The sequence below is a fragment of the Novosphingobium lindaniclasticum LE124 genome (assembly GCF_000445125.1).
Lineage (GTDB): Bacteria > Pseudomonadota > Alphaproteobacteria > Sphingomonadales > Sphingomonadaceae > Novosphingobium > Novosphingobium lindaniclasticum.
Genome location: NZ_ATHL01000080.1, coordinates 1 through 12,104 on the forward strand (window position 1 = coordinate 1; position 12,104 = coordinate 12,104).

Genomic DNA, 12,104 nt, shown 5'->3' on the forward strand with positions numbered 1-12,104 from the left:
CTAGTCATCTGGAACTAAAGTAAGCTTCATTGTATGTTGTGTGTGCGACAAGAGGAGCGCAGCATGGCGAATGCGAGCGGACGGCCGACGGCACCGGTGGTTTTGGAGCCTGAAGAACGTGAGTATTTGGAGCGGCAGGTCCGGCGGCGGCGGGTATCCCGCTCGATATCGGAGCGGTGTCGGATCATCCTACGCTGCGCGGACGGCATCCAAAGCAAGGTCGTAGCGGCGGAGTTGGGAGTGCATGAGCACACCGTCGGCAAGTGGCGCCGGCGCTTTCTCAAGGATCGTATCGAAGGGCTGCTGGACGAGGCTCGACCAGGCAGGCCCAGATCGATCGCGGACGATCAGGTGGCGGCCGTGATCGAGCGGACGCTGCGTTCAAAGCCCGATGACGCGACCCACTGGTCGATCCGCTCGATGGCAGGAGAAACTGGCTTCTCACACACGACGATCCGACGCATCTGGACCGCCTTCGGACTTCAGCCGCATCGCTCGGAGACGTTCAAGCTGTCGAGCGATCCGCTGTTCGTCGACAAGGTCCGCGATATCGTCGGTCTGTATTTGTCGCCGCCCAACCGAGCGTTGGTGCTCAGCGTGGACGAGAAGAGCCAGATTCAAGCTCTCGATCGCGAGCAGCCGGTCCTTCCGATGATGCCTGGCATGCCGGAGCGCCGCACGCACAGCTATGTCCGTCATGGCACGACCTCACTCTTCGCAGCGCTCGATATTGCCTCGGGCTTTGTCATCGGCAAATGCTACAAGCGTCACCGCGCCACCGAGTTTCTCGACTTCCTCAAACAGATCGACGCGCAGGTACCGCGCGACCTCGATGTCCACATCATCATGGACAATTACGCCACTCACAAGACCGCGTTGGTCCGGGCATGGCTCGCCCGTCGCCCGCACTACCATGTCCATTTCACGCCAACCTCGGCATCCTGGATCAACCAGGTCGAACGCTGGTTTGCCGAGCTTACCCGCAAGCAGTTACGCCGCGGAGTTCATACCTCCACGAGCGAACTGGAGCAGGACATCCGAACCTTCATCGAACGTCACAATCAGAACCCAAAGCCGTACCGATGGACAAAGTCGGCAGACGAGATCCTCGCCTCGGTCAAGCGCTTCTGCCAGACCGCAGAACGCACATTATGTGGCGAACTTTAGATTCAGATGACTAGGGCGTAAACTCATAAATGGCACCATTGAGGCGTCCAAATGGCGAACAGCTCGGGCCGAAGCGGCCGCCGGGCGGGCTGGYTGCCCGTCCAAGGTCGYTTYGGYKCGAGAKGGAAGCCATTTGGGCGTCCTTCGGATTTGACGCAAAATGGTCCATCGCTTCGTCAGGAAACCTGGAAATACGGAGGTATTCCTGCGGCTTCCTTCCTTGCGCTGAACCATTTTGCCTCAAACCTCGATGGTGCTATCTATGAGTTTACGCCCTAGACCGCGAAGGCTCGATCAATGCCGCTCGCTTCTCGACCGGCGGCTGATGCGATAAGGCCCGCTTCGCCTGGCAAGACCCTGTCCCTTCCAGCTCAGATCGACCAACCCCTCGGAAACCAGGGCATCGACCGCGGCGTGGACCGCCGGCATCGCTTCTCGCCAGTCGTCCTTGCCTGCCAGAGCCCGAGCGACCTCGCTTGGACAGATCGTCGCGCCGGCCCTTCGCGCGCCGAGAAGCTGCAAAGCGGCGTCCCGCGCGTTCATGGTTCCCGGGGCTTCCCGCGCCGCCGGGCGCGGCCGGTCGTCAGGAGATCCGGCCTCGCCGGAGGTTTCCATCCGGCGGGCGGTGCCCTCCGTCCCTGGCTCGTTCCAAGCCCCATGGCGCCCGGCATCTGGCGCTCCAATCCCGAGACGTCGGCCTGGGCAGCCTCTTCCGCCGTGGCGCCGCCCCGCATGAGGTTGATCCTGTCACGGCATCTCTTCGCCTCCTCGAAATCGAGTGCGCGGGCAGCGGCGTCCATTCTCTTGCGCAAGTCTTCAATCGTGTCGCTCATGACGACGCAACGCGCGGCACCGCGCTTAAGTGGCGCCCGGTTTCAATTTGAAGCGCCGAGACGTGGTTTCACGCCGCCGCGCCTCCTCGCCGCCTACAACGTCGCCGCCGCGCGCGCCGCCTGGTTGTAGTCTCCGGAAAGCATGCGCAGGGTTTCCGCGGTTCGCGAGAGCGCCGCTTCGTCCAGCGACGCCTTGACGTCGCCCACCAGCACTTTCTCGCGAATGGAGCGATAGGCATCGCAGAAGTCGATGCCCGCCGCCGTCACTTCGATGACTTTCTCCTTGCCGACCCGCCTCGTCACCACCAGCCCGGCGGTCGACAGCTTGCGGACGGCGTAGTTCACCAGATGCGCATCCTCCACATGAAGCACCAGCATGAGGTCCATGAACCGCTTAGGCCGATCGCGGTGCCGCACCGAATGGAGCACCAGCACTTCCAGAGGAGTGAGCTGCTGCCCAACCGCCGCCGCACAGCGCACGATCCATTTCTGATAGGCATTGGCCGCCAGGGTGAGACTGAACTCCAGTTCGGAGAGCGCGGGAGATGTGCCATCGGCAAGGTGCGCGGAGGAAATGATCGGACCGGGTTCTTTGGCGCTCATAGGGGTGTATGAAATCGCGCCGGAGCGCTTGTCAATCATGCTCCGGCAGGTCGTTGGGCGATGCAGGGACCGCTTGACAGTAGGAGAAAAACACCGTCATTCACAATTTATCGATAAAATGTCGGAGTGAGCAATGACTGGGGGTTGGCAGTTCTGGATCGACCGGGGCGGTACTTTCACGGACATCGTCGGCCGGCGCCCCGACGGCACGTTCGTTTCGACCAAGCTGCTGAGCGAGAACCCCCAGCGCTACCGCGACGCCGCAACGGCAGGCATCCGAGCCCTGCTCGATCTCGCACCGGATGCACCTCTGCCGCCAGGTCTCGTTTCCAGCGTGAAGATGGGAACCACGGTTGCCACCAACGCCTTGCTCGAACGTCAGGGCGCGCCGCTGCTGCTCGTGGTGAACGAGGGCTTCGGCGACCTGCTGGAGATCGGCGACCAGAGCCGTCCCGATCTTTTCGCGCTCGATATCCGGCTGCCGCAACAGCTCTACACCGCGGTCGAGGAAGTCGGCGGGCGATGCGATTTCGATGGCAATCCGATCTCGTCGCTCGATGCCGGCGCCGCCGCGCGAATGTTCGCGCGGCACCGCAGCGAAGGGATCACCGCCTGCGCCATTGCGCTGGTGCACGGCTGGAAGTATCCCGAAGTGGAACTTCGGCTGGCGGATCTGGCAAGGCAGGCCGGGTTCACGCAAGTCTCCACCAGCCACGGCACCAGTGCCCTGCTCGGCCTGGTGCCGCGTGCCTCCACCACCGTCGTGGATGCCTATCTCTCTCCTGTCCTGAGCGACTATGTGGGCCGGGTCGTCGATCGGCTGGGCGACGTGCCGCTTTACTTCATGCAGTCCAACGGCGGGCTCACGGAGCATGACAAGTTCCAGGGCAAGGACGCGATCCTGTCCGGTCCGGCCGGCGGCGTCATCGGCGCTGCGCGCACGGCGCAGGCGGCGGGCTTCGAACGCATCATCGGCTTCGACATGGGCGGCACGTCCACCGATGTCGCGCTCTATGCCGGCGCGCTGGAGCGGGTGATCGACGCGGAAGTGGCCGGCGCTAAAGTGCGCGTGCCGATGATCGCGATCAACACGGTGGCGGCGGGGGGCGGCTCGGTCCTGCACTTCGACGGCGCTCGCTACCGCGTCGGGCCCGACAGTGCAGGCGCTGACCCCGGTCCGGCTTGCTATCGCCGGGGCGGCCCACTGACCGTGACCGACGCGAATGTCATGCTCGGCCGGATCACGCCGGCGTTCTTTCCGGCGATCTTCGGCCCCGACGGCAACCTGCCGCTCGACCGGGACGTCGTTGCCCGGGGCTTCGCCGCGCTCGCGAAAGACGTGGAGGCGGCAACGGGACGCGCCACCGAACCCAGGGAAGTCGCGGAGAGCTTCGTGCGCGTGGCCGTCGCGGCGATGGCGCGGGCGATCAAGGAAGTCTCGACCGAGCGTGGCCACGATGCCGCCGACTTCACCTTGCAATGCTTCGGCGGCGCCGGCGGGCAGCATGCCTGCATGGTCGCGGCGGAACTCGGCATATCCACGGTTTTCATCCATCCCTTCGCCGGTGTGCTTTCGGCCTACGGCATGGGCCTGGCCGATCGCAGCGAAGTACGGCGGGTGGCGATCGAGCGTCCGCTCGATGCCGGAACCGTCACGGTCTTGCGTGGGAATGCCGATGCGATCGCGGCGGAACTCGCCGGGACGATCGCAACGAATGGCGCGAGTGCGGCGCTGCGCACCGAAGCGCGCGTTCACTTGCGCTATCAGGGCACCGACACCAGCATCGCAGTCGCGCTCGACGACAGGGGCGCGATGAGCGAGGCTTTCGATAGGGCCCACTTCGCCCGCTTCGGCTTTTCCACGCCCGGCCGTGCGTTGGTGGTCGACAGCATCGAGGTGGAAGTGATCCTGCCGGGCGAGCCGGTAACCATGCCATCTTTAGAGCAACGGGCGCAGGGCGAAGCGCTGCCGATCCTGGCGCAGATGCCGCTCTGGGCGGAAGGGGCGGAGACCCTTGCCGCCGTCTACGATCGCACCGCGCTGCTGTCGGGCGACCGCATCGCCGGCCCGGCGCTGATCCGCGAGCCGCTGGCCACCACGGTCGTCGAGCCGGGCTGGGTTGCGACGACGGACGGTTGGGGAAATCTCGTCCTCCGCCAGGAAGGCTCCGCCGCCGCAAAGCCGGACCGCGATCAGGGCGAAGATGGGCGCGAAATCGCCGATCCCATGATGCTCGAACTGTTCAACAACATGTTCATGGCCGTCGCCGAACAGATGGGCGCCGTGCTGCGGCACACCTCGACAAGCGTCAACATCAAGGAACGCCTCGATTTCTCCTGCGCACTGTTCGATGCCCAAGGCAACCTGATCGCCAATGCGCCGCATGTGCCGGTGCATCTCGGCGCCATGGGCGAGAGCGTGCGTGCCGTACTGGCAGCGCGGAAAGGTAGTCTCAAACCCGGCGACATGGTCGCGCTCAACGATCCCTATCGCGGCGGCACCCATCTGCCGGACGTCACCGTGGTGGCGCCGGTTTTCGACGAGGCGGGAGAGCACATCCGCTTCTTCGTGGCCAATCGCGGCCATCATGCCGATATCGGCGGCATCGCGCCCGGCTCCACGCCCGCGGTTTCCTCCTGCCTGGAGCAGGAAGGCGTCGTCATCGACGATTTCCTGCTGCTGGAAGGCGGCACATTCCGCGAGCAGCCCTTGCGCGACCTGCTTGCCGCGGCACGCTATCCGGCGCGCAATCCCGACATGAACGTGGCCGATCTCAAGGCCCAGGTCGCGGCCAACGAGACCGGCATAGGCGAGATCCTGGCCCTGCTGCGCCGCTATGGCTGGAGCATGGTCTCCACTTATGTCGGCCACATGATGGCCAATGCCGAGGAAAGCCTGCGCCGGGTGATCGACCGCATCGGCGACGGCGCCTTCGACTATCGCATGGACGACGGGGCACGGCTGCGCGTCAAGGTGAGCGTGGACCGCAGCCGTCGCAGCGCCACGGTCGATTTCACCGGAACCGACGCGCAGCGTCCGGGCAATTTCAATGCGCCTCCGGCAGTCACCCGCGCCTCGGTGCTCTACGCTTTCCGTTGCCTGGTGGATTCCGACCTGCCCCTCAACGAAGGGTGCCTGGTTCCGCTGGAGATCGTCGTCCCCGAGGGCACTTTCCTGTCTCCCCGCCCCAGCGCAGCGGTGGTGGCGGGCAATACCGAAGTCAGCCAGGCGGTCTGCAATGCCCTTCTCGGCGCGCTCGGCGCCACCGCCAGTGCGCAGGCGACCATGAACAACTTCCTGTTCGGCAACGAGCGCGTGCAGTATTACGAGACGATCTGCGGCGGCGCCGGGGCCAGCGCCCGTGCGGACGGCGCCTCGGCGGTCCACACCCATATGACGAACACGCGCATCACCGATCCCGAAGTTCTCGAGATGCGCTATCCGGTGCGGCTCGAATGCTTTGCCATCCGCAAGGGGTCGGGCGGCGCGGGATACCATCGCGGCGGCGACGGCGTGGTGCGCAAGGTCGTGGCGCTGGAACCGTTGACCGCAACCATCGTCTCCTCACGCCGCAGCGAGGGTCCGTTCGGCCTCCAGGGCGGCGCGCCAGGACAGGCCGGACGGCAATGGGTCGAGCGCGGGGACGGATCGCGAATCGATCTGGGCGGCACAGCGGAAGTACCGCTGGCCATGGGAGATGCCATCGTCATAGAAACGCCGGGCGGCGGCGGCTTCGGCGCCGCTTCCGACACCGCGACGCCGGTTTGAGCAAGAAGAGGGGGCACATGGCATGCTGGTTCTGTTAGCCGTCGTCGTCCTGGTCGCCGGGCTTATCGCCCGCGTAAATCCACTGGCCGTCGTGCTGGCCTCTGCGGCTACGGCGGGGCTGGCGGCGGGATTGCCGCTTGCGGAACTGCTCGCGCGGTTTGGCGCCGCATTCAACGCAAACAAGTTCGTGACCGCGGTCTTCCTCGTCATCCCCACCATCGGACTGCTCGAACGCCACGGATTGCAGGAACGCGCCAAGCAGTTGATGCGCGGGCTGCGCGGCATCACCCTGGGGCGGCTGCTGTTCGCCTATCTGCTCGCCCGGCAGCTGACCTCCGCCGTGGGCCTGACCCAGCTTGGCGGGCAAGTCACCATGGTCCGGCCGATGCTCGGCCCGATGGCGCAAGCGGCTGCCGAGCAGGACGGCTCCGCCCTCGACGCCGATCGCGCCAAGGCCATGGCAGCCGCGACCGACAATATCGGCCTGTTCTTCGGGGAGGACATCTTCCTGGCGATCGGCTCGATCCTGCTGATGAAAGGCGTGATGGAAGGCTACGGCATGAAGGCCGAGCCTTTCGCGCTATCCCTATGGGCGGTGCCGACCGCGATCGCGGCCCTGCTGATCCACGGGGGCCGCGTTCTGCTGCTCGACCGGAAGCGCAGGCGTTTACGGGACGAGATCGCGTGATCGGGCTCGAACTCGTCTATGCGCTGGCGGGAGCCATGTTCCTGGGGTTCGCGCTGGTCACGGCGCTGCACCGGCGCGACCGGAAGGGCCGCGCCACGGCGCTGCTCTGGGGGCTGATCGCGCTGAGCTTCCTGCTGGGCGACTATATCTCCGACACTGCGAACGGCGTGCTGGCGATCGTCATCGTTGCGGTCGCCGTGTCCGGGCGAACCGGAGCGGCTCCGGCGCCCGGTGACGAAGGGCAGGAAGCGGCAGCCGCGCGCTACGGCAATCGCCTGTTCCTTCCGGCACTGGCCATTCCCGCGATAGCACTGGCGGGCACAGTGCTGTTCAAGTCGGTTCCGGGAATCGTCGAGGCCTCCGACGCCACGCTCGTCTCGCTGGCCCTCGGCGCCGTGGCTTCGACGGTTATCTGCATGATCTGGTTCCGTGCACGCGCGCAAGCGCCCCTGCGCGAAGGCGTGCGTCTGGCAGACGGTCTCGGCTGGGCCATTCTGATGCCGCAGCTTCTGGCGAGCCTCGGCATCATCTATGCAGCGGCGGGAATGGGCACGGCGGTGGGCGGCCTGCTCGACCATGTCGACACCGGCGGCAGCCTCTTCGCGCAAGTCGCGCTCTATTGCACGGGCATGGCGCTGCTGACGGTGCTCATGGGCAATGCCCTCGCCGCATTTCCCGTCATGTTCGCGGCCATGGGCGCGCCGCTGCTGGTGAGCGTGCAACACGGCGATCCGGCCGCCGTGGCAGCGATCGGCATGCTGGCCGGCTTCTGCGGCACCCTGCTGACCCCCATGGCCGCCAACTTCAACCTCGTGCCCGCGGCGCTGCTGGGCCTGCGCGACACATATGGCGTCATCCGCGCCCAGGCCCCCACGGCCTTCGCCATGCTGGCAGCCAACATCCTTCTTCTCTATTTTCTAGGGTTCTCTCGATGACCACGATCCTGACGGCGGAACATGCTTCGCGCTTCGCACAGCTCACGCTTGGCCACCTCGGCAGGGAATATCCCAACAAACTGGAGCATGTGCTCGAGGGGCCGGACGGTGCGGAGACCCCCTCGGCGCTCCACCCGGTGTTCTACGGCAGCTTCGACTGGCACAGCTGCGTCCATGGCTGGTGGCAAGTCATGCGCCTGCTTCGCCTGTTCCCCGACATGCCCGAAGCCCCCGCCATTCGCGCGCGAGCAGACGTGATGCTGGTGCCAGAAAAGATCGCCGGAGAGATCGCCTATCTCGCCCGCCCGCTGTCGCAAGGCTTCGAGCGGCCTTACGGCTGGGGCTGGCTGCTGGCGTTGCATCATGAACTCTCGCTTCACGATCACCCGGATTGGGCCGAGGCGCTCTCGCCGCTGGCCGAGAGCTTCGCGCAGCGTTTCGAGCACTACCTGCCCAAGCTGACTTATCCGATCCGTCACGGCGTCCACAGCAATTCGGCCTTCGCCCTCGTGCTTGCCCACGAATGGGCACAGGAGCGGCACGCCGATCTTGCCGCCTTGATCGAGAGCCGCCTGCTCGACTGGTTCGGCAAGGATCGTGCCGCGCAGGCCTGGGAACCGTCCGGCGACGAGTTCCTTTCGCCCACGCTCACGGAAGCCCTGGCGATGAGCCGCGTTCTGCCGCCGGCTGCGTTCACGGAATGGTTCGACGCCTTTCTCCCCGAGATCGCGGAGGGGCGGCCGGAGACCTTGCTGACTCCCGCCTTCGTCTCCGACCGGACGGACGGCAAGATCGCGCATCTCGACGGGCTCAACCTCAGCCGCGCCTGGTGCTGGCGGCAGATCGCAGCGGCCCTGCCCGCAGGTCATGGAGTTCGCGCCAGGGGAGACGAAATCGCGCGGCGTCACCTGGACGCGGCTCTTCCCCATATAGCGGGCGACTACATGGGCGAGCACTGGCTGGCGACTTACGCCCTGCTGGCGCTTGGTCCCACGCGCTAGGCCCGGCTCACCGCCAGCGCTGCCTGAAATGAGAGTGTGGCGCCGCGGAGAAATCGGTGCTAGGGGCGATCGATGAATTTGCCTGAGCTGAGTGGCGCCCGGTCGATGCGGGTGGTAGCTTTCCGACAAAGTCAAGATATGGAACCTGTCGCGAAAGTAGACGCCGATGTTTTATCGTACCAGTCCGTGCGGCATGGATGGAATGGGAAACACTCAGCCGCGGCCGTGGCAGGCTTATAGGTAAACAGGTAAGTGCATTTTCCCATGCTTCCATGATCATCAGCCATCCATCAGGATGGCGGTTCGTCAGGAAGCGCGGGGAAATTCATTGACATCATTGCAGATGCCGTGCGTGCCGCGCTCACGCGTACGGGTAGATATTTCCCGAGTGTAGCGAAGGTAGAATTCAGTTCATGTCATTCGACAGAGGAAACCGCGGTAACGGCCGCGACCGGTTTGGCGGCGGAAACGATCGTTTCGGCGGCGGTAACGACCGATACGGAGACCGTAATGACCGCTTTGGCGGCAATGACCGCTTTGGCGGCAACGACCGCTTCGGCGGCGGCAATGATCGCTTCGGCGGTCAGCGCGGTGGCTTCGGCGGCTCGCGCGGCGGCGGCGGGTTCGGCGGTGCGCCGGCCCAGGTCATCGGCCAGGGACGGGGCACGGTGAAGTTCTTCAATTCCGACAAGGGCTTCGGCTTCATCCAGCGCGAAGACGGCGGCGAAGATGCCTTCGTCCACATCAGTGCCGTGCAGTCGGCCGGTCTCGAAACGCTGGCCGAAGGCCAGCAACTGGAATTCCAGCTCGTCGAACGCGACGGCAGGATTTCCGCGAGCGAACTGACGATCGTCGGCGAGGTAATCGTGGCGGCACGGCGCGAATCGGCCCCGATGCAGCGCCGCATGACGGGCGAAAAGGCCGCGGGCACGGTCAAGTTCTTCAACGCGACCAAGGGCTTCGGCTTCGTGTCGCGCGACGATGGCCAGCCCGATGCTTTCGTGCACATCAGCGCCGTCGAGCGTTCGGGCCTCTCGGGCCTGCACGAAGGCGACCAGATCGAATTCGAAATCGAGATCGATCGCCGGGGCAAGGCCGCAGCGGTCAACCTGGTCCTGCGCTGACGACGTGCGGCCCCGGTTTGCCGTCGCAAACCGGGGCCGCCGCCGACCTGGCGAGGCGCCTGCATATCCTGATCGGCAGCGTTCAGGGCCGTGCCCCCTCGCAATTGGTCGCATGAGTGCTTAAATTCGGAATTGGAAGTTCCCCGCTCGCTGGCTAGGACCGGCCGACGGCAGGCCGCCGTCGGTACCGACCAGCTATCGCCGCGTCATCGACAACAGGATGTCGCGGCGCGATCGGTGAGGGTTTCAGATCAAGATCTTGTCCTGTCGGCGCAAGCCTTCAGGCCGAGGTGCAAGGGAAAAAGGCGTAGAAATGAGCAACGACGATCGCAGTGCGGATGGAGACGCACCGCTTCTCGATCTCAACAAGGGATCGGTCGAGCGCTTGATCGCGCGTGCGAAGCGCCGTGGCACCATCTCCGTCAGCGAATTGAACGCTGCCCTCCCCCAGGACCAGATGTCCTCCGAGCAGATCGAGGACATAATGGCCGCGATCTCGGAAATGGGGGTCAAGATCGTCGAAAACGACGAGGATGACGACGAGGACGAGTCGGAGGCCGATTCGCCGGTCGGCGAAGACCGCGGCGACGGCGAATTCGGCGACGGCGGCGAAGTCTCCCCCCGCCGGGCGGCCGATAGCAAGAATGCCGATTCGCTGGGCCGCAGCGACGATCCCGTGCGCCTTTACTTGCGCGAGATGGGCGCGGCCGAAATGCTCAGCCGTGCGGGCGAGGCCGCCATCGCCAAGCGGATCGAAGCCGGCCGCGACATGATGATCCTGGGCCTTTGCGAAAGCCCGATCACCTTCCACGCCATCATCCAGTGGTCCGAAGCGCTCAACAACGGCGAGATGCAGCTGCGCGAGATCCTCGATCTCGACGCCATGCTCTCGAAGGAGCCGGCGCCGGAAAGCCTGTCCGAGGACGGTGAAGGCGACGACGACGGCGAGATCAGCGAGAAGACCGCCGGCCCCTCGTTCAAGGACGAGGACGATTCGGACGAGGACAACTCGGAAGAACTGGACGAGGACGGCAACCCGATCCCCAAGCGCGAAGCCGAGGAAGAGGAAGAGGACAACACCCTCAGCCTCGCCCAGATGGAAGCGGCGCTCAAGCCCGAGGCGCTTGAGAAGTTCATGCTCATCACCGAGCTGTTCCAGGCCTTCGAACGCCTTCAGTCGGAACGTCTCGACGCGCTGGCTCTGGGCATCGATTTCCCCGCCGCCAAGGAAGACCAGTACCAGCAGCTGCGCGAAGACCTGACCGCTCAGGTCGAATCGGTGAAGTTCCACGCGACGAAGATCGAATATCTCGTCGACAACCTCTATGCCTTCAACCGCCGCCTGACGACGCTGGGCGGCCAGATGCTGCGCCTGGCTGAGCGTCACAAGGTCAAGCGCGCCGACTTCCTCGATACCTACGTCGGCCGCGAACTGGACGATACCTGGCTTGCCGAAATGTCCAGGAAGGACAAGAAGTGGGCGGCCTTTGCGGAAGCCGAGGCCGATCCGGTCGAACGAATCCGTTCGGAAGTGTCGGACATCGCCGCCGCCACCGGCATGGCGCTTCCCGAGTTCCGCCGCATCGTCAACATGGTCCAGAAAGGTGAGCGCGAGGCGCGCATCGCCAAGAAGGAAATGGTCGAGGCGAACCTGCGCCTGGTGATCTCGATCGCCAAGAAGTACACGAACCGCGGCCTTCAATTCCTGGACCTCATTCAGGAAGGCAACATCGGCCTGATGAAGGCGGTCGACAAGTTCGAGTACCGCCGCGGCTACAAGTTCTCCACTTACGCCACCTGGTGGATCAGGCAGGCGATCACCCGCTCGATCGCGGATCAGGCCCGCACGATCCGCATCCCGGTCCACATGATCGAGACGATCAACAAGCTGGTCCGCACCAGCCGCCAGTTCCTCCACGAGCAGGGCCGCGAGCCCACGCCCGAGGAAATGGCCGAGCGCCTGTCCATGCCGCTCGAAAAGGTG

The 12,104-nt window shown here is 65.0% G+C and carries 10 protein-coding genes; 7 read left to right on the top strand and 3 right to left on the bottom strand.

All coding sequences use genetic code 11. The features are described from left to right. Positions 1-63 precede the first annotated feature (63 nt). Entirely contained in the window at positions 64-1,167 is a 1,104-nt protein-coding gene (locus tag L284_RS36990; RefSeq protein WP_031341929.1) for an IS630 family transposase, read from the top strand. Positions 1,168-1,461: 294 nt separating this feature from the next. On the opposite strand, the gene L284_RS0124295 is transcribed toward L284_RS36990, so the two are convergent. The 3 genes from L284_RS0124295 to L284_RS36995 form a co-directional block, all read right to left on the bottom strand. After that, positions 1,462-1,710 (bottom strand): DUF3253 domain-containing protein, encoded by a 249-nt coding sequence (locus L284_RS0124295; RefSeq protein WP_031342339.1) that lies wholly within the window; start codon positions 1,708-1,710, stop codon positions 1,462-1,464. Then, positions 1,707-2,000, bottom strand: a complete 294-nt coding sequence (locus tag L284_RS47425; protein WP_021234389.1) for a UvrB/UvrC motif-containing protein — start codon at positions 1,998-2,000, stop codon at positions 1,707-1,709. The genes L284_RS0124295 and L284_RS47425 overlap by 4 nt, the downstream gene beginning before the upstream one ends. Before the next feature lie 93 nt (positions 2,001-2,093). Beyond that, entirely contained in the window at positions 2,094-2,603 is a 510-nt protein-coding gene (locus L284_RS36995) for a winged helix DNA-binding protein (RefSeq protein WP_021234390.1), read from the bottom strand. 133 nt (positions 2,604-2,736) lie between these two features. On the opposite strand from L284_RS36995, the gene L284_RS37000 reads away from it, so the two are divergent. The 6 genes from L284_RS37000 to rpoD all read left to right on the top strand — a co-directional run. Then, positions 2,737-6,372, top strand: a complete 3,636-nt coding sequence (locus L284_RS37000; protein ID WP_021234391.1) for a hydantoinase B/oxoprolinase family protein — start codon at positions 2,737-2,739, stop codon at positions 6,370-6,372. Positions 6,373-6,394: 22 nt separating this feature from the next. Continuing rightward, positions 6,395-7,060 (top strand): 5-oxoproline transporter, DUF969 family subunit, encoded by a 666-nt coding sequence (locus L284_RS37005; RefSeq protein WP_021234392.1) that lies wholly within the window; start codon positions 6,395-6,397, stop codon positions 7,058-7,060. Continuing rightward, complete coding sequence (locus tag L284_RS37010; RefSeq protein ID WP_021234393.1) at positions 7,057-7,995, top strand: 5-oxoproline transporter, DUF979 family subunit; 939 nt, start codon at positions 7,057-7,059, stop codon at positions 7,993-7,995. The genes L284_RS37005 and L284_RS37010 overlap by 4 nt, the downstream gene beginning before the upstream one ends. Then, a complete protein-coding gene (locus tag L284_RS37015; RefSeq protein ID WP_021234394.1) occupies positions 7,992-8,996 on the top strand; it encodes a DUF2891 domain-containing protein in 1,005 nt (334 codons plus the stop codon). Before L284_RS37010 ends, L284_RS37015 begins: the two co-directional genes overlap by 4 nt. Positions 8,997-9,409: 413 nt before the next feature. Then, on the top strand, positions 9,410-10,120 hold the full coding sequence (locus L284_RS49030; RefSeq protein WP_031342341.1) for a cold-shock protein: 711 nt from the start codon (positions 9,410-9,412) through the stop codon (positions 10,118-10,120). 313 nt (positions 10,121-10,433) lie between these two features. Further along, positions 10,434-12,104 (top strand): RNA polymerase sigma factor RpoD (rpoD, locus tag L284_RS37020; protein ID WP_021234395.1); only part of this gene is annotated, 1,671 nt, incomplete at its 3' end.